This is a genomic window from Brachybacterium netajii (SeqCode), from assembly GCF_054114245.1.
The window spans coordinates 487216-504150 of the sequence record NZ_JBSYXB010000001.1 but is presented as its reverse complement, the minus strand read 5'-3'; the positions used below and the strand labels follow the sequence as shown (position 1 = coordinate 504150).

Annotated in this window: 16 protein-coding genes; 10 read left to right on the top strand and 6 right to left on the bottom strand. The window is 73.4% G+C overall.

Features of this window, described 5'->3' with window-relative positions; all coding sequences use genetic code 11:
* Nucleotides 1–108: 108 nt before the first annotated feature.
* A complete protein-coding gene (locus tag ACXET9_RS02255) occupies nt 109–1896 on the bottom strand; it encodes an MDR family MFS transporter (RefSeq protein ID WP_457884466.1) in 1788 nt (595 codons plus the stop codon).
* Nucleotides 1897–2098: 202 nt separating this feature from the next.
* Between ACXET9_RS02255 and ACXET9_RS02250 the strand changes: the two genes are divergently transcribed.
* Complete coding sequence (locus ACXET9_RS02250; RefSeq protein ID WP_457884465.1) at nt 2099–2800, top strand: TetR/AcrR family transcriptional regulator; 702 nt, start codon at nt 2099–2101, stop codon at nt 2798–2800.
* A 4-nt stretch (nt 2801–2804) separates the two neighbouring features.
* On the opposite strand, the gene ACXET9_RS02245 is transcribed toward ACXET9_RS02250, so the two are convergent.
* Nucleotides 2805–3959: an acyltransferase domain-containing protein gene (locus ACXET9_RS02245; RefSeq protein ID WP_457884463.1), complete on the bottom strand. Its 1155-nt coding sequence runs from the start codon at nt 3957–3959 to the stop codon at nt 2805–2807.
* Between the two features lie 94 nt (nt 3960–4053).
* Here ACXET9_RS02245 and ACXET9_RS02240 point away from each other — a divergent pair, with 94 nt between their 5' ends.
* Nucleotides 4054–5646, top strand: coding sequence for a helicase HerA-like domain-containing protein (locus tag ACXET9_RS02240; protein WP_457884461.1), 1593 nt, complete (start codon nt 4054–4056; stop codon nt 5644–5646).
* Nucleotides 5647–5802: 156 nt separating this feature from the next.
* Here the strand turns inward: ACXET9_RS02240 and ACXET9_RS02235 are convergent, their stop codons facing one another.
* Nucleotides 5803–6546 (bottom strand): phosphoglyceromutase, encoded by a 744-nt coding sequence (locus ACXET9_RS02235; RefSeq protein WP_457884459.1) that lies wholly within the window; start codon nt 6544–6546, stop codon nt 5803–5805.
* Between the two features lie 39 nt (nt 6547–6585).
* Here ACXET9_RS02235 and ACXET9_RS02230 point away from each other — a divergent pair, with 39 nt between their 5' ends.
* Complete coding sequence (locus ACXET9_RS02230) at nt 6586–7236, top strand: HAD hydrolase-like protein (protein WP_457884458.1); 651 nt, start codon at nt 6586–6588, stop codon at nt 7234–7236.
* A 24-nt stretch (nt 7237–7260) separates the two neighbouring features.
* On the opposite strand, the gene dtd is transcribed toward ACXET9_RS02230, so the two are convergent.
* A complete protein-coding gene (gene dtd, locus ACXET9_RS02225; protein ID WP_457884456.1) occupies nt 7261–7686 on the bottom strand; it encodes a D-aminoacyl-tRNA deacylase in 426 nt (141 codons plus the stop codon).
* 82 nt (nt 7687–7768) lie between these two features.
* Nucleotides 7769–9799: a phosphotransferase gene (locus ACXET9_RS02220; RefSeq protein WP_457884455.1), complete on the bottom strand. Its 2031-nt coding sequence runs from the start codon at nt 9797–9799 to the stop codon at nt 7769–7771.
* Between the two features lie 58 nt (nt 9800–9857).
* Here ACXET9_RS02220 and ACXET9_RS02215 point away from each other — a divergent pair, with 58 nt between their 5' ends.
* The 7 genes from ACXET9_RS02215 to purM all read left to right on the top strand — a co-directional run bounded on the left by ACXET9_RS02215 (nt 9858) and on the right by purM (nt 16300).
* Nucleotides 9858–10286, top strand: coding sequence for a DUF3151 domain-containing protein (locus ACXET9_RS02215; protein WP_457884454.1), 429 nt, complete (start codon nt 9858–9860; stop codon nt 10284–10286).
* A 161-nt stretch (nt 10287–10447) separates the two neighbouring features.
* Nucleotides 10448–11746: an adenylosuccinate synthase gene (locus ACXET9_RS02210; protein ID WP_457884452.1), complete on the top strand. Its 1299-nt coding sequence runs from the start codon at nt 10448–10450 to the stop codon at nt 11744–11746.
* Between the two features lie 17 nt (nt 11747–11763).
* Entirely contained in the window at nt 11764–12225 is a 462-nt protein-coding gene (locus tag ACXET9_RS02205; protein ID WP_457884451.1) for a sterol carrier family protein, read from the top strand.
* A complete protein-coding gene (locus tag ACXET9_RS02200) occupies nt 12222–13019 on the top strand; it encodes a copper homeostasis protein CutC (protein ID WP_457884449.1) in 798 nt (265 codons plus the stop codon). Before ACXET9_RS02205 ends, ACXET9_RS02200 begins: the two co-directional genes overlap by 4 nt.
* Nucleotides 13016–13468 carry a hypothetical protein gene (locus ACXET9_RS02195; RefSeq protein ID WP_457884447.1) on the top strand — a complete coding sequence of 151 codons (453 nt, stop codon included), beginning with the start codon at nt 13016–13018 and terminating at the stop codon, nt 13466–13468. The genes ACXET9_RS02200 and ACXET9_RS02195 overlap by 4 nt, the downstream gene beginning before the upstream one ends.
* A gap of 127 nt (nt 13469–13595) precedes the next feature.
* A complete protein-coding gene (gene purF, locus ACXET9_RS02190; RefSeq protein ID WP_457884445.1) occupies nt 13596–15149 on the top strand; it encodes an amidophosphoribosyltransferase in 1554 nt (517 codons plus the stop codon).
* A complete protein-coding gene (gene purM / locus ACXET9_RS02185; protein ID WP_457884443.1) occupies nt 15146–16300 on the top strand; it encodes a phosphoribosylformylglycinamidine cyclo-ligase in 1155 nt (384 codons plus the stop codon). Before purF ends, purM begins: the two co-directional genes overlap by 4 nt.
* 322 nt (nt 16301–16622) lie before the next feature.
* Here the strand turns inward: purM and ACXET9_RS02180 are convergent, their stop codons facing one another.
* The gene (locus ACXET9_RS02180) at nt 16623–16826 is read right to left on the bottom strand and encodes a DUF3073 domain-containing protein (protein ID WP_457884441.1); all 204 of its coding nucleotides are present in this window, start codon (nt 16824–16826) and stop codon (nt 16623–16625) included.
* Nucleotides 16827–16935: the final 109 nt, after the last annotated feature.

Below are 16935 nucleotides of genomic sequence, written 5' to 3'. Positions count from 1 at the left end.
CGCTGGTGAATGCGCGGGACAGCATCGGCCTCCACCACCCGGGGAGGGCGACGGGGGCCGATGCGCACACGATCAGCAGGATCAGCAGGGCCGATCCGCCGGTGCTGGTCAGCGTTCGACGGCGCCGACCGGATCCCGCCCGTCGGGCCCGCGATCGGGGTCGGTCGGATCGGCCGGCGCGGTCCCGGTGACGGAGAGCTCGGCGGCCGCGTCCGTGCTCGCGAGCACCGCGGTCGGGGCACCCGCCGCCCGCTCGTCGGCCGCGTGCTCGCCGTCGGTCGGCTCGCCGCTCGCGGAGTCGCCCGTCGTCTGCTCGGCCGGGTCGTGGAACGAGTCGCGCAGGGGGACCTGCTTGATGAACAGCGAGAGGATCAGCGCGGCGACCACGAAGGGGAGGGCGGTGAGGAAGACGTCGTGCATCGCCAGGCCCATGCCGGTGCGGATCGGCTCGATGAGGAACTCGGGGAGCTTCTCGAGCTCCGCCGGGTCCAGCACCGCGGCCTCGAGGCCGGAGGCGTCGCCGCCGCTCTGCTGGAGCGCGGCGAGCTGCTCCGCAGGGAGCTTCGCGAGCTCGCCCTGGATGGAGGAGGCCATCTGCGCGGTCATGACGGTGCCGAGCACGGCGGTGCCGATGGTCGAGCCGATGTTGCGGAAGAACTGGACCGCGGCGGTCGCGATGCCCAGCTCCCGCTGCGCGACGGCGTTCTGCACGATGAGCGTGTACACCTGCATCGACAGGCCGAGGCCGAGGCCGATGACGACCATCGCGAGGGTCAGCGCCCACTGGGAGTCCCCGTACTGGAGGCGGGCCAGCAGCAGGTATCCGGCGACGAGCACGACGCCGCCGGCGATGAGGAACGGCTTGTAGCGGCCGGTGCGGGTGATCAGCAGGCCCACCACGATCGAGGTGAGGATCATCGCGACCGACAGCGGGATCAGGATCGCGCCCGAGTTCGTGGCGGAGACGCCCATGACGCCCTGCGCGTAGACGGGGATGTAGATGATCGCGCCGAACATGGCGACGGAGATCGCGAAGGAGGCGGCCACCGACAGCGCCACGATCGGGCGGCCCAGCAGGTGCATCGGCAGCAGCGGCTCCTCCACGCGGGTCTCGATGGCCACGAAGGCGGCGATGAACAGCGCGGCGACGGCGTACATGCCGATGATGACGGGGGAGGACCAGTCGTAGGCGTTGCCGCCCCAGGTGGTCGCCAGCAGCGCGATCACCAGGCCCGGGGTCAGCGTGACCATGCCGAGCAGGTCGACCTTGCCGTGCTGGCCGGAGACCGGCAGGTGCAGGTAGCGCAGGATGAAGCCGAAGGCGAGGACGCCGATGGGCAGGGTCAGGTAGAACAGCCAGCGCCAGCCGAGGTTGTCGGTGACGGAGCCGCCGATGAGCGGGCCGATCACGGAGGTGACGCCGAAGACGGCGCCCATGATGCCCTGGTACTTGCCGCGCTGGCGCGGCGGGATGATGTCGCCGATGATCGTCTGGCTCAGCGGCATCAGGGTGCCCATGCCCAGGCCCTGCACGGCACGGGCGAAGACCAGGAACCAGAAGCCCTGGGAGAGGCCGGCGAGGATAGAGCCGATCATGAACACGGCGAGGCCGCCGAGGTAGAACCAGCGGCGCCCGTAGAGGTCGGACAGCTTGCCGACGATCGGGACGGCCACGGCCGAGACCAGCATCGCGGCGGTCGCGATCCAGCTGTAGTGCTCGACGCCGCCGAGCTCGGCGACGATGCGGGGCATGGCGGGGCCGACGATCGTCTGCGACAGGGAGGCGACGAACATGCCGAGCATGAGGCCGACGAAGACCAGCTTGCCCTGCCGGTCGAGGCCGGTGAAGGCCTGGGGCGCCGGGGCTGCCGGCGCCTGGGGGGTGGAAGTGCTCACGTGTACCTCGGGGGAGAAGCGGACGGACGGGTTCGACGGGCGCGCTCCGGCGCACCCGACGGCCTCGGCACGTCCTCGGGCGTCGACCGAGCCATGCTAGCCAACGTCTGCAGTCACTGCACTATTGCATCCACTGCAGAGTGTGAGGCGGGATACCGTCGCCCGTCGGATCGGCCCGGTCCGGGCGCTCTACGATGAGGAGGTGACCGAGACCAGCGCATCCGAGGACGCCCCCGCCCGCGAGGAGAGGGGGCTGCGGGAGCAGAAGAAGGCCAGCGCGCGCCTGGCGATGCACCGCGCGGCGATCGAGCTGGTCGCCGAGGAGGGCCTGTCCGGGGTGACGGTGCAGATGATCGCCCGTCGTGCCGGGGTCTCCACGCGCACCTTCTTCAACTACTGGTCGACGAAGGAGGCGGCGATCCTCGGCGCGGTCGGCGACGAGGCCCCGCGCGCCGTCGCCTCGCTGCAGGAGCATCTCGCCGTCCTGCCGCCCCGCGAGGCGCTGCGGGCGACCCTGCGGGAGGCGATCTCCAGCGTCCCCGTGGACACCGGGCTGCGTGAGCTGAAGAAGCAGATCATGGCCCGCGAACCGAGCCTGCAGCTCATGTCCACGGGCAACTTGCAGGCGATGCAGACGGAGCTCATCGAGGCCCTCGCGGCGGCGCTCGAGGGCGAGCATGCGCACGATCGCGCGATCATCATGGTGCAGGTCGCCTTCGGCCTCACCCGCAGCGCCTTCGCGATCTCGATGCGGCGGGGGACCGACGTCGTGACCGCCTTCGACTGGGTGCTCCAGCAGCTCCCGGACACCGTCTCCGCCGCTCCGGTCGACGCCGGCACCGCGGACGCCGGCACCGCGGCCGTCGGCACGGCGGCCGACGCCGGAGACGTCCCCTCGGTCTGAGCGCTCAGCGCACCAGGCGCCCGGTCCCGCCGGTCCAGCCGCGCCCGTCGGACAGGCGCTCGGCGACGCCCCGCTCGAGGCGGGTGCGACGGGGGAGCGCCGCGAGGTCGACCGGCGGACGCAGCCCGAACACGAAGAACAGCGCCGCATCGTCCATCCGTGCGCGCTCCATCGGCTCCCAGCGCGCCGCGAACCGCGCGAGGTTCGACTCCGCGCCCGCGATCTCCGCGAGCTCCTCGGACAGCAGCCAGGAGTCGCAGACGAGCTCATGCCCGATCCGCGGCTCCTGCGGACCCCGTCCCGCATCCAGATCCGCGTAGTGCGCGCCGAAGTGCGCGGCCGCCTCGTCGAGCGAGGCGTCCACCGCGCCGGGATCGAGCGGGCCGGTCGCCGGGATGTGCACGCCGACGACCCAGCGCTCCCGCCCGTCGGCCGACGACGCGACCTCCCCGTCGGCCGACGACGCGACCTGGCCGTCGGCCGACGGGCGTGCCGCGGCGTCGCCGCCCTCGAGCTCGACGATGCGGCGTCGGTGCAGGTCGAACTGCAGGCGCCCCAGGTGCACGAGGCGGCCCGCCCAGTTCCCGCTGACCCAGTTGCGCTGGTGCAGCCCCAGCCGGCCGGTGCCGGCACGGTGCACCCGCATCTGCTGGCCGAGGTCCGCGAGGACCCGGTCGGACTGCACGGGGCTCAGCCCGCGCGCCGCATGCCAGCGCTCGACGGTCCCGGTGGAGACCGTGAGCGCGAGGATCGGGATCAGCCCCTCCCCGGGCGCCAGTCGCCGCTGGAGCGCGTCGTGGTGCGCGGCGCGGGCCTCGAGGTCGACGGCGGGGACGTCGAGCCCGGCCCCGGCCCCGAGCAGGGCCGCGGTCGCGGTGATCTCGGCGAGGATCTCGGCATCCGCGGCGGCGGCGACGGCCAGCGGCAGCAGCTCCTCGGCGTCGGCGCCCACGATCCCGAGGCGCGCGAGGCGCTCCCTCCGCCGCTCCGGGGACCCTGCGGCGAGCCTCTCCCGGACCTCCTCGGCGCTCAGCGCCCCGTCGGCCCGCACCGCGACGGGCGGGACGGCGCGTTCTGCTACAGCGGGATCAGGGACGGCAGGATCAGGGACGGCGGGATCTGCGGCGACGGGATCTGCGGCGGACGGATGCGAGGGCATGGCGACACGCTAGCGGGTGATGCGCGCCACGATGGATACGATCACGGGGTCGCATCCGCGCAGCAGTCCCCTGAGCGCCCGAGGAGAGTCACCGATGACCAGCACGACGCCGGACCCCACGCCCGAGGCCGAGCGGATCCGCACCGCCTATGCGTTCGAGGGGGCCCGCATCCATCTCGGCGCGATGATCGCCGACGGCGAGCCCGATCCGGCCGTCGCCGTGAACCTCTCGGTCGCGATGCTCAACCGCCACGGCCTGATCGCGGGGGCGACCGGCACCGGCAAGACCCGCACGCTGCAGGTGATCGCCGAGCAGGCCGCGCACGCCGGCGCCGCCGTGTTCGTCGCCGACATGAAGGGCGACCTCTCGGGCATCGCCGTGCCCGGCGCCGCCTCCGAGAAGCTCACCGCGCGCGCCGCCGCGCGCGGCCAGGAATGGGTGTCCCGCGCCGCGCCCACGGAGTTCCTCAGCCTCGGTGGCCAGGGCACGGGCGTGCCGATCCGCACCACCGTCACCGACTTCGGCCCCGTGCTGATGGCGAAGGTGCTCGAGCTGAACGAGACCCAGGAGTCCTCGCTCGGGCTGATCTTCCACTACGCCGACGCGCAGGGCCTGGCGCTGCTGGACCTCAAGGACCTGCGGGCGCTGATCCAGTTCCTCACGTCCGACGAGGGCAAGGGCGAGCTCAAGGGCATCGGCGGCATCTCCACGGCGACGGCCGGCGTCATCCTGCGCAGCCTCACCGCCTTCGAGGCCTCGGGCGCCGACGTCTTCTTCGGGGAGCCCGCCTTCGACGCCCAGCAGCTGCTGCGCACGCAGGACGGCACCGGCATCATCTCCTGCCTCGAGCTGCCCGGGGTCGCGACGCGTCCGGCGCTGTTCTCGACCTTCATGATGTGGATGCTCGCCGAGCTGTACCAGGAGCTGCCCGAGGTCGGCGACGTCGAGGTGCCCAAGCTCGTGTTCTTCTTCGACGAGGCGCACCTGCTGTTCAAGGACGCCTCGAAGGCGTTCCTCGATCAGGTCGTCCAGACGGTGCGGCTGATCCGCTCCAAGGGCGTGGGCGTCTTCTTCATCACCCAGACCCCGAAGGACATCCCCGGCGACGTCCTCGCCCAGCTCGGCAACCGGATCCAGCATGCGCTGCGCGCGTTCACGCCCGACGATGCGAAGGCGCTCAAGGCGACCGCCTCGACCTTCCCGACCTCCGAGCACGACCTCGTGGAGGTCATCCCCGCGCTCGGCACCGGCGAGGCGATCGTGACCGTCATGAGCGAGGACGGCGCCCCCACCCCGGTCGCGATCACCGCGGTGCGCGCCCCGGAGTCCGCCATGGCGCCGGCCGGGGAGGAGGTCATCGCCGCCGCCGTCGCCGCCTCGCCCCTGCAGGCGACCTACGGCACCCCGATCGACCGCGAGTCCGCCCACGAGATCCTGCAGGCCCGGGCCGCCTCCGCCGCCGAGGCCGCGGAGGCCGCCGCCGCGGAGAAGGCGGGCACGGCAGGGGCGGCGGGCACAGCAGGGGGCTCCGCCGCTCCCGCCGCCGCGACGAAGAAGCCCGCTGCGGCGAAGAAGGACGCGGGGATCATGGACAGCCCGGCGGTGAAGTCGCTCCTGCGCTCCGCGGGCACCGTCCTCGGGCGCGAGATCACCCGCTCGCTGTTCGGCACGCGCAAGCGCCGCTGACCCGCCCGTGGGCGCGCTGACCCGCCCGTCGGCGCGCCTGATCGTCGGCCCGCCTGCTCGTCGGCCGGCGCCGTGAGCACGACGAGGCCCCCGGTCCATGGACCGGGGGCCTCGTGCGTCGGGCGGCGCGCTCAGCGCGTCAGTCGCCCGTGAGGGTCACTTGCCCTGGTTGGCGACGGCCTCGGCGGCGGCCTTCGCGGCGACCGGATCGAGGTAGCGGCCGCCCTTCTGGACGGGGCGGAAGTCCTCGTCGAGCTCGTAGACGAGCGGCTGGCCGGTGGGGATGTTCAGGCCCGAGATCTCGTCGTCGGAGATGCCGTCGAGGTACTTCACGAGCGCGCGCAGCGAGTTGCCGTGGGCGGCGATGAGGACGGTCTTGCCGTCGACCAGGTCGGGCTTGATGCCCTCCTCCCAGTAGGGGAGGAAGCGGGCGACGACGTCCTTGAGGCACTCCGACTTCGGCAGCTGGTCGCCGAGGCCCGCGTACTGCGGGTCCTGGTCCTGGCTGAACTCGGTGCCGAACTCGATCTCCGGCGGCGGGGTGTCGTACGAGCGGCGCCAGGCCATGAACTGCTCGTCGCCGTACTTGTCGCGGATCTCGGTCTTGTTCATGCCCTGCAGGGCGCCGTAGTGGCGCTCGTTGAGGCGCCAGTCGCGCTTGACGGGGATCCAGTGGCGGTCCGCCGCGTCGAGCGCCAGGTTGGCGGTCATGATGGCGCGACGCTGCAGCGAGGTGTGCACGACGTCGGGGAGGATCCCGGCCTCCTTGAGCAGGACGCCGCCGCCGGCGGCCTCGCCCTTGCCCTTCTCGGTGAGGGCCACATCGACCCAGCCGGTGAACAGGTTCTTCGCGTTCCAGTCGCTCTCGCCGTGGCGGAGCAGCACGAGTGTGTAGGTCATGCCCCCAGCGTACGTGAGACCGGCCGCTACGATCCCAGGATGACCACCGCGCCGCTCACCGCCCCCGTCGTCCTGCTCGATCTCGACGGGACCGTCGTCGACTCGGCCCCCGGCATCCTCGCCGGCCTCGACCGCGCCTTCGCCGCCTGCGGCGAGGAGAAGCCTGCGCCCGACGTGCTGCGGACCTTCATCGGGCCGCCGCTGAGCGAGTGCTTCGAGGGCGTCCTGGGCATGACCCCCGAGCGCTCCGAGGCGATGCGCCGCGCCTACGTCGCCTACTACGATGTCGAGGGGTACACCGCCTCCGTCCCCTATCCGGGGATGCCGGAGCTCATCCGCGCGCTCGCCGCCGACGGGCGGACCGTCGCGGTCGCCACCAACAAGCCCGAGCCGATCGCGACGGCGCTCCTCGAGCATGTCGGCATCGCCGGGGATCTCGCGCTGATCGGCGGCACCGACCGCGCCGTCGGCCGCAGCGACAAGGCGGCCGTGATCGGCAGCGTCCTCGAGCGGCTCGGCGAGAGCCGGGCCGTGATGGTCGGGGACCGCCTCCACGACGCCCACGGCGCCGCCGTGCACGGCCTGCCGACGGTCCTGGTCGGCTGGGGCTACGGCGGGGAGGCGGAGGAGGCCCATGAGGGGCCCCGCGCGGCGAGCGTGCAGGAGCTGTCCGGCCTGCTGCGCGGCTGATCGGGCCCCGACGGGGATCCTCGCTCAGGCCTCGACGAGGATCGTCATCGGCCCGTCGTTGACGAGGCCGACGCGCATGTGCGCCCCGAACTCGCCCGTCGCGACCTCCACGCCGCGGGCGCGGACCGCGTCGACCACCTGCTCGACGAGCGGCTCGGCGACCGGTCCGGGAGCGGCCGCGGACCACGACGGCCGTCGGCCCTTGCGGACATCCGCGTAGAGGGTGAACTGCGAGACCACGAGCACCGCGGCGCCCGCGTCGAGCACGGAGCGCTCGCCCTCGAGGATCCGCAGCTCGCAGATCTTCCGGGCGATCGTCGCGACCTGCTCCGGCCCGTCGCCGTGGGTCACGCCGATCAGGGCCAGCAGGCCCTCCCCGCGGATCGCTCCGACCTCGGTGCCGTCGACCTCGACGCTCGCGCCGTCGACCCTCTGCAGGACTGCTCGCATGCCCCGATGGTACGGCCCTCGGCCGACGGGTCGCGTCCGCCCGGGCCGACGGGTCGCGCCGCGCCGGCGCCGACGGGTCGGGTCAGGGCCGGTGGATCGAGTCGATCCGGCGCTCCTGGGTGGGGGAGTCGTCGTCGCCCGACGACGGCGGAGCCTGCCCGGCCGTCGGGGCCTGCCCGGCCGGCGGGGGCGTGACCGAGCCGGTGCGGGTCGCCTCCGCGAGCTCGGCCGCATCGAGAGCCGGGAGCGGCACGGTCGGCGGCTCGGCGCCCGGGCGCGCTCCGAGATGGGTGTTGCGGCTCTCGCGCGGAGGCACCACCTGTGGCGCCGCGGCGCCCTGGGGCGCCTGCCCGGCGGGGGCGGCCTGGGGAACGGGGGGCTCCGGCGGCGCCTGCCGCGCGGCCTGCGCCAGCGCCTGAGGCGGCGCGGCGGCGTCGTCGGCCGCAGGACGGCCCTGCGGAGCCTGCGCTCGCGGGGCCTGGTGAGGGGCGACCCGGGGCGGAGCGGACTGCGCCGGAGCGGCGTGGCCCGGAGCGGCCTGCGCTGGCGGGACCTGCGCTGGCGGGACCTGCGCCGGCGGGACCTGCGCCGGCGGGACCTGCGCCTGTGGGGTGGGCCCCTGAGGAGCGTGCCCCTGCGGAGCGGACGGGGGCCGAGAGCCGGTCGGCGGGGGCGCGTCCTGCACCGGCGCCGGAGGAGCGGTGCGGGAGGGCTGGCCCGAGCCCTGGGCGGGAGCCGACCGCGTCGGGAGCACGGGCGGTGCCGGCGCGGCGGATCCTGCGGAGGCCGCCGAACCGGCCGACGGGGCCGCGGCCCGGGCGGCGCGGTGCGCGGCCTCGGCGGCGCGAGCGCGCTCGACCCACTGCTCGGCGACGCGGACGATCGCCTCCGTCGCCGCCTCCCAGGAGGACTCCTGCTGCCGGTGCGGACCGGTGGCCAGGGACAGCACCACCCCGGCGGAGCGCAGCGCCAGCTCGGTCGGGTCGACCCGGTCCACGAAGACGCCGTGCCAGGTGCGGATGGCCTCCTCGACGCGCTGCTGCATGGCACGGTCGATCCGGCCCGTGTTGCCGTAGTCCGCCAGGACGCTGAGATGGGCGAGGAGACAGGCCAGATCGTCCGAGCGACGGCCGGGGCCGACGGTGTCGATGTCCAGCAGACCGACCACCTTGCCGCCGTCGACGAACACCTGCGCCTCGTAGAAGTCGCCGTGGACGACGTCGTGCGCCTGCGTGTCCATCCGCCGGTCGAGCGCCGCGAGGCCCTCGCGGATGGAGCGCACGAGCGCATCCAGCCGCGGCCCCAGCGACGGCAGGGAGGAGGCCACGATCCCGGCATAGAACTCGACCGAGTCGGTCCACGGCGGACGCAGCGGCAGCGAGTACATCGACGCCGGGAGACGATCGAGCAGCGCGACCAGATCCGCGCCGCTGCAGGAGTCGACGCCCTCGTCGACGACCGCGCGCGCGAGCGGCCGGCCCGGCAGCTCCTTGAGGACCACGAGCCCGTCGTGATGCGCGAGCACCTCCGGCACCGGCACCCCGGCCGACAGCAGGCGCTGATGCCGCTCGACGATCTCGCCGCTGCGATGGGGCTGCATGACCTTGAGGAACACGCCGACGGGGCCCTGGCTCGCGCGCAGCACGGCGCGACGGCCCGGACGGTAGGAGACGACGTCGATCGCGATCGGGGCCGACGGATCCGGCCCCAGGGCGACGCCCAGATCGTGCAGGGTGCGGCCGACGACGTCGGGATAGCAGACGTGGGGGAGCATCGGCAGCCACGGATCGTGGGGGTAGCGCCACACCCGGACGTTGATGTCGCCGTCGGTCATGACGAGCGTCTGCTCGGCGACGTAGAGATCCTTCTCGCGCTCGCCGATGTGCGCGCTGGCCCCGAAGAGCTCCTCGCGCGCGGGCGCCTGCGGGCCGTCCAGCTCGGGCCAGGAGACCATCGTGCGGTACAGCGCCTTGGTGCTGCGACCGGGGCGGTGATCGACATGGTCCAGCTGCCAGCTGTGCAGCACCCCACCGGAGTTGCTGACGGCCGAGCGGAGCAGACCCCCCGCGCCGGGCCCGGTGAGAAGCTCCGAGCCGTCCTGCGTACGTGACATGTGGGTGTTTCTACCAGGTGTGAAGGGTCATCTGGGCGTCTATGCCTACGATGCTTGCATGGCTGATCGTACCGACAGCGCCCTCGGCGCGAACCTCCTCGGCATTCCTGAGACCCGCCTTCCCGACGACTTCGTCGACGTGGAGGTCGCCCAGCGGCTCTCCGACGGCGAGGATCCCCTGGAGGCGGCGCGCCGCCATCCTGACTCCCCGCTCGCCTGGGCGACCTGCGCGGAGGAGGCGCTCGCCGACGGCGAGGACGTCACCGCCTACGCCTTCGCCCGCACCGGCTACCACCGCGGACTGGACGCTCTGCGCCGCGCGGGATGGCGCGGCCAGGGCCCGATCCCCGCCGCGCACGCCCCCAACCGCGGCTTCCTGCGGGCGCTCGCGATGCTCGGCGAGGCCTCCCGACGGATCGGCGACGACATCGAGGCCGAGCGCATCCAGGACTTCCTGCGCGAGGCGGATCCGAGCCTGCTGGGCTGACGCGTCGGCCGGATCGGGCCGGTCCGCCGGCTGTTCGGCATGATCCGCCTCCCGGGCGTGTCGGGGGAGACTCTCCCCACGCGCCCGGGACCGCGCCTCGGGAGAGTCGCCCGGCTTGGTACGATCCCCAGGTCCTCAAGCCGCCCTGCCCAGGAGTCGCCATGCCCGCCGTCGTGATCGTCGGAGCCCAGTGGGGAGACGAGGGCAAGGGGAAAGCCACCGACCTGCTCGGAGAGCACGTCGACTACGTCGTCAAGCCCAACGGCGGCAACAACGCCGGGCACACCGTCGTCGTGGACGGCGAGAAGTTCGAGCTGAAGCTCCTTCCCGCCGGCATCCTCTCGCCCCGCGTCACCCCCGTCATCGGCAACGGCGTCGTCGTGAACCTCGACGCCCTGTTCGAGGAGATCGCCACCCTCGAGAGCCGCGGGGTCGACACCACCCGTCTGCGGATCAGTGCGAACGCGCATGTCGTCGCGCCGTACCACCAGACGATGGACAAGGTCACCGAGCGCTTCCTCGGCAAGCGTGCGATCGGGACCACGGGCCGCGGCATCGGCCCGGCCTACATGGACAAGATGGGTCGCCTCGGCATCCGCGTCCAGGACCTCTTCGACGAGTCGATCCTGCGCCAGAAGGTCGAGGCCTCGCTGCGGCAGAAGAACCAGCTGCTCGTGAAGATCTACAACCGGCGCGACATCGACGCCGACGCGATCTCCGAGGGCCTGCTCGCCTACGCCGACCGCCTGCGCCCGATGGTGGTCGACACCGTCGAGCTGCTCAACTCCGCCCTCGATCGCGACGAGGTCGTGCTGATGGAGGGCGGCCAGGCCACCTACCTGGACGTCGACCACGGCACCTACCCGTTCGTGACGAGCTCGAACCCGACGGCCGGCGGCGCCTGCACGGGCTCCGGCATCGGCCCCACCCGCATCGACCGGGTGATCGGCATCGTCAAGGCGTACACCACGCGCGTCGGCGCCGGCCCGTTCCCCACCGAGCTCGAGGACAAGTGGGGCGAGTACCTGCAGACCGTCGGCCACGAGGTCGGCGTGAACACGGGCCGTCCCCGTCGCTGCGGCTGGTACGACGCCCTGATGATCCGCCACGCGGTGCGCATCAACGGCTTCACCGACATCGTGCTGACCAAGCTCGACGTGCTCACCGGCATCGAGGAGGTGCCGATCGCGACCGCCTACGACGTCGACGGCGTCCTGCACCGCGACATGCCGATGACGCAGACCGAGTTCCACCATGCGGTGCCGGTGTACGAGACCCTCCCGGGCTGGACCGAGGACCTCTCGCAGGCCCGCACCTTCGACGAGCTGCCCGAGAACGCGCAGAACTACGTGCGCCGCCTCGAGGAGCTCGCCGGCTGCCGCATCAGCGCGATCGGCGTCGGCCCGGACCGCTCGGACACCATCGAGGTGCACCCGCTGCTGCCCGGCGCCGACGGCTGACCTCGGCGGAGTCGAGCGTGGCGACCCGTCGCACCGACCCGGAGATCGGCCGCGCGGCCCTCGTGCAGTGGGCGCGGGACCCGGCGGCCGCCCGCCGCGCGGTGCTGGCCCCGGCGGTGCGGCACACCCTCGAGCTGTTCGCCGAGGAGTTCCCCGGGGGAGCGGTCGAGCTGCGCGTGCCGCCCTACGCGGCCGTGCAGGCGATCCCGGGCGTTCGTCACACCCGCGGGACCCCGCCCGCCGTCGTCGAGACCGACGCCGGCACCTGGCTCGAGCTCGTGACCGGGTCCCTGGCCTGGTCGAAGGCGGTCTCCGACGGTCGCCTGCGGGCGAGCGGGGAACGCAGCGACCTCGCGGAGCTGCTCCCGCTGACCGGCCCGCGCCGCGTCGTCCGGGATGCTCTCAGGCCGCACGGGGACGATGATCAGGACCGTTCGCAGGACCGCGGACGGCGCGAGGAGAAGGAGCCCGAGGCGTGAGCATCGCCGTGGAGATCGCCGTCGAGGACCTCGCAGGCCTCGAGGTCGCCGCCACCGGCGGAGCCGACCGCGTCGAGCTCTGCGCCGATCTGTCGCGGGGCGGGGTCACCCCCTCCGCGGAGCTCGTCGCCGCGGCCGCCCGCCGCGCCCGCGAGCTCGTCGCCGCCGGTGACGCGCGCCCGCACTTCGACGTGCACGTCCTGATCCGCTCCCGTGCGAGCACCGACGACTTCCTCGGCCGGCCCGAGGAGTTCGTCGTCGCCGCCGCGGACGTCGACCTCATGGCGCAGCAGGCGGCGGAGTCGATCGCCGCCGGCGCCGCGGGCGTCGTCCTCGGCGCTCTCACGAGCACCGGCGCCCTCGACGTGCCCGCGCTGGAGACCATGCGCGACGCGGCCCTCGACGCCGCCCGCGGCCAGCTGCGCGGAGCCACCCTCTCCGCCCACCGCGCGGTCGACGCCCTGCCCGATCGTCGGGCCCGCACCGCGGCCGTCGAGCAGCTGCTCGTGCTCGGCTTCCACCGGGTGCTCAGCTCGGGCGGCGCCCGCACGGCGCTCGAGGGGGCCGACGACCTCGCCGCCATGGTGAGCGCCGGCGAGGACCTCATCAGCATCACCGCGGGCGCGGGAGTGCGACCGGCCGATCTCGCCGAGCTGGTGCAGCGCACCGGGGCGACGGACGTGCACCTCTCCGCCCGCCGACGCCCGGGCGCCGCCGTCGAGGCGGGCGCCCCCGACACCAGGACCGACCCGGCGATCGTCGCCGCGGCGGTCGACGCCGCAGGAGCGCTGTGAACCAGGACCACTCCATCGACCCGACCGCACCGGTGCAGGATCCCGAGGAGGCTGCGACGGCTCCCGCCGCCGCGCCGGCGCCGGAGCCCGCCGCCGCCCCGGACGCCGACGCCGCCGCGAGCGCTCCCGGCGCGACGGCGTCCGACGAGGGGGCGTCCGACGACAGCCCGTCCGACGACAGCTCGTCCGATGAGCCGGAGGCTGTGGAGGCGCCCGTGCTGGAGGAGACGTTCTACGTGCGGCGGCGCCGTCGGCCCACCCTCATCACCTGGGTGATCGCGGCGCTCGTGCTGCCGGTCGTCGTCGGCCTGGCGATCTCGCCGTGGCTGCAGCTCGGCGCTGCGAACGAGGCCCTGAACCTGGCTCTCTTCCTGGGGGTCGCCGTCGGCGTCCCGCTGGCCACGATCGCCTGCATCGTCGACGCCGTGCGGCATCGCGGCGGTCGCTGAGCCGCACGGACTCCCGTCGGGCGACGGCGCCCGGCGTCTCGCGACCGCAGGTCGGACGTGATGAAGGACGCCCCGGCGGACGCGGACGGCCTCCGTCCGCACCCGCGCGCTGTGGCATGATGAGCCGGTGGCACGTGGCGACGGCAATCTTTCCCACGACCTCCTCCCCGGTGAGAAGGGCCCGCAGGACGCCTGCGGCGTCTTCGGCGTCTTCGCCCCGGGAGAAGAGGTCTCGAAGCTCACCTACTACGGGCTCTACGCCCTCCAGCACCGCGGGCAGGAATCCGCGGGCATAGCGACCTCCGACGGCTCGCAGATCCTCGTCTACAAGGACATGGGTCTCGTCTCGCAGGTCTTCGACGAATCCTCCCTCGAGGCCCTGCAGGGGCACATCGCGATCGGGCACACCCGATACTCGACGACGGGCGGCTCGATCTGGTCGAACGCGCAGCCCACGCTCGGGCCGCGCCCCGACGGGACGGTCGCGCTCGCGCACAACGGCAACCTCGTCAACACCGACGAGCTGCTGCAGCTGGTGCAGGAGCGCCAGGGCGAGCAGCGTCGCGGCGAGATCGCGCGCGGCAACACCACCGACACCGCCCTGGTGACGGCGCTGCTGAACTCCGAGGGCTCCATCGAGGAGGCCCTGCGCGACATCCTCCCGCGACTGCGCGGCGCCTACTGCTTCACCCTCATGGACGAGACCACGCTGTACGCGGCGCGCGATCCGCAGGGCATCCGCCCGCTCGTGCTGGGCCGTCTCGAGCGCGGCTGGGTCGTCGCCTCCGAGACCGCGGCCCTGGACATCTGCGGCGCGAGCTTCGTGCGCGAGGTCGCGCCCGGCGAGATGATCATCGTCGACGAGCAGGGCCTGCACAGCGAGCAGGTGCTGCCCCCGCAGCCCAAGGGCTGCGTCTTCGAGTACGTCTACCTCGCGCGCCCCGACACCCGCATCGCCGGGCGCAGCGTCAACGACGCCCGCGCCGAGATGGGGCGCCAGCTCGCCCGCGAGCATCCCGTCGAGGCGGATCTGGTGATCCCGACCCCGGAGTCCGGCACCCCGGCGGCGATCGGCTACGCGCAGGAGTCCGGCATCCCCTACGGCCAGGGCATGGTCAAGAACGCCTATGTGGGCCGCACCTTCATCCAGCCCAGCCAGACGATCCGTCAGCTCGGCATCCGTCTGAAGCTCAACCCCCTGCGCGAGGTCATCGCCGGCAAGCGCCTCGTCGTCATCGACGACTCGATCGTGCGCGGCAACACCCAGCGCGCGGTGGTGCGGATGCTCCGCGAGGCCGGCGCCGCCGAGGTCCATGTCCGGATCTCCTCGCCGCCCGTGCGCTGGCCCTGCTTCTACGGCATCGACTTCGCGTCCCGCGCGGAGCTGATCGCCAACGGCCTGGGCATCGAGGAGATCGCCCGGTCGCTCGGCGCCGACTCCCTGGGATACATCTCCCAGGAGGGCATGGTCGCCGCGACCGGACAGGACTCCTCGAGCCTGTGCAGCGCGTGCTTCACCGGCGAGTACCCGGTGCGGCTCCCCGAGCCCCAGATGCGGGCGCAGGGCATCGCCCCGACGTCCTCGACCCCCGGCGGCGCCGCGGGCTCCGAGGCCGCGGCCGGCCCGTCGACCGTCGAGGCCGTCCCGGCCGCGCCCGCCCCCGTCAAGGAGGATGCATGACCGCCAGCGATCGCGCACCGCAGAGTGCCCCGATCACCTACGCCTCGGCAGGCGTCGACACCGCGGCGGGAGACCGCGCGGTGGATCTGATGAAGGAGGCCGTCGCGGCGACGCACGGTCCCGAGGTCCTCGGCGGGATCGGCGCGTTCGCCGGCCTGGTGGACGTCAGCGCGCTCAAGGACTACCGGCGGCCGCTGCTGGCGTCCTCGACCGATGGCGTGGGCACCAAGATCGCGATCGCCCGTGCCCTCGACGTGCACGACACCATCGGCCAGGACCTGGTCGGCATGGTCGTCGACGACATCGTCGTGGTCGGTGCGAAGCCCCTGGCGATGACCGACTACATCGCCTGCGGGTCGGTGGTGCCCGAGCGCATCGCCGACATCGTCCGCGGCATCGCCGAGGGCTGCCGCCTCGCGGGCTGCGCGCTCGTCGGCGGCGAGACCGCCGAGCATCCCGGCCTGATGGCCCCCGAGGACTACGACGTGGCCGGTGCCGCCGTCGGCGTCGTCGAGGCCGACCGCCTGCTGGGCGCCGAGCGTGTCCGCCCGGGCGACGTCGTCGTCGGCATGGACGCCTCCGGCCTGCACTCCAACGGGTACTCGCTCGTGCGCGCCGTCATCGCCGCCTCCGGTCTCGGCCTCGAGGCGCACATCGAGGACTTCGGCCGCACCCTCGGCGAGGAGGTGCTCGAGCCCACCCGCATCTACGCGGCCGACGTGCTCGCGCTGCTGGACGATCCCCGCACCGCGGAGGGCGTCCACGCCGTCAGCCACGTGACCGGCGGCGGTCTCGCCGCGAACCTCGCCCGCGTGCTCCCCGCCGAGGTCGGCGCCCGCATCGACCGCTCCCTGTGGGAGCCGTCCGCGGTGTTCTCCTCGGTCGCCCGCTGGGGCTCCGTCCCGCAGCTCGACCTCGAGGGCACGCTCAACATGGGCATCGGCATGATCGCCGTGGTGTCCCCGGACTCGGCCGACGCCGCGCTCGCGCTGCTCGCCGAGCGGGGGCTCCCCAGCCGAGCGATCGGCGAGGTCGTCGCACGGGAGATGCTGCCGGAGCCCGTCGGTGCGCTCGAGCGCACCCTCTCGGGCGCCAAGGGCGTCGAGGGCGGCGCCGTGCTCATGGCATCCCAGCATCCGGGGTGGGTCTGATCCTGCCCGTCGCGCATGACGGTCGTCCTGCCCGGAGCCTCCGCTCCGGGCAGGACGACCGTCATGCGTCCAGGGCGTCGTCCGTGCGTGTTGACGGGCGCGTGAGTTCTCGTGCCACCGGGCGCGCGACCACGCGCGACTCCGGGCGTGCGACCTCGGTGACCATCGGGTGCACGAACGATGAGGGCCGCCCCGTGGGGCGGCCCTGTGATTCATCGTGCCGACGACCTGCTGAGGGTCGGCGACCCGGTCCGCTGCCGGGAGGGGCTCGGGACCGGTGGGGTGCGGGGACGGAGCGGGGAGAGGCTCCGTCCGTCGTCGCTCAGCGTCGACGGGTCGAGGGAGAGTGCGATGCGCCCTCGTCGGCCCAATCGTCGCCGTCCTCCTCCGACCAGTCGTCGGAGGAGTCATTCTTCGTGGTGGACTGGAGCTCGCGCTGCAGAGCCGAGAGATCCGTCGGAGGACTGTAGTACTTCAGGTCCCGTGCCACCTTGGTCTGCTTGGCTTTCTGTCGGCCGCGACCCATGGATCTGACCCCCTGTGCGTCGGCTGGCGGGCGCTGTGAACGGGCCCGGAAGATGGCAATGTTTCGGAACCCAAGAGTACATGGAGAGCATGTGCCGAGGCCAACCGTC

Excerpts from the sequence above, each read along its gene's own strand:
- ACXET9_RS02245 (WP_457884463.1), bottom strand. The coding sequence starts at position 3,959 with ATGCCCTCGCATCCGTCCGCCGCAGATCCCGTCGCCGCAGATCCCGCC.
- ACXET9_RS02240 (WP_457884461.1), top strand. The coding sequence starts at position 4,054 with ATGACCAGCACGACGCCGGACCCCACGCCCGAGGCCGAGCGGATCCGC.
- ACXET9_RS02235 (WP_457884459.1), bottom strand. The coding sequence starts at position 6,546 with ATGACCTACACACTCGTGCTGCTCCGCCACGGCGAGAGCGACTGGAAC.
- ACXET9_RS02230 (WP_457884458.1), top strand. The coding sequence starts at position 6,586 with ATGACCACCGCGCCGCTCACCGCCCCCGTCGTCCTGCTCGATCTCGAC.
- dtd (WP_457884456.1), bottom strand. The coding sequence starts at position 7,686 with ATGCGAGCAGTCCTGCAGAGGGTCGACGGCGCGAGCGTCGAGGTCGAC.
- ACXET9_RS02220 (WP_457884455.1), bottom strand. The coding sequence starts at position 9,799 with ATGTCACGTACGCAGGACGGCTCGGAGCTTCTCACCGGGCCCGGCGCG.
- ACXET9_RS02215 (WP_457884454.1), top strand. The coding sequence starts at position 9,858 with ATGGCTGATCGTACCGACAGCGCCCTCGGCGCGAACCTCCTCGGCATT.
- ACXET9_RS02210 (WP_457884452.1), top strand. The coding sequence starts at position 10,448 with ATGCCCGCCGTCGTGATCGTCGGAGCCCAGTGGGGAGACGAGGGCAAG.
- purM (WP_457884443.1), top strand. The coding sequence starts at position 15,146 with ATGACCGCCAGCGATCGCGCACCGCAGAGTGCCCCGATCACCTACGCC.
- ACXET9_RS02180 (WP_457884441.1), bottom strand. The coding sequence starts at position 16,826 with ATGGGTCGCGGCCGACAGAAAGCCAAGCAGACCAAGGTGGCACGGGAC.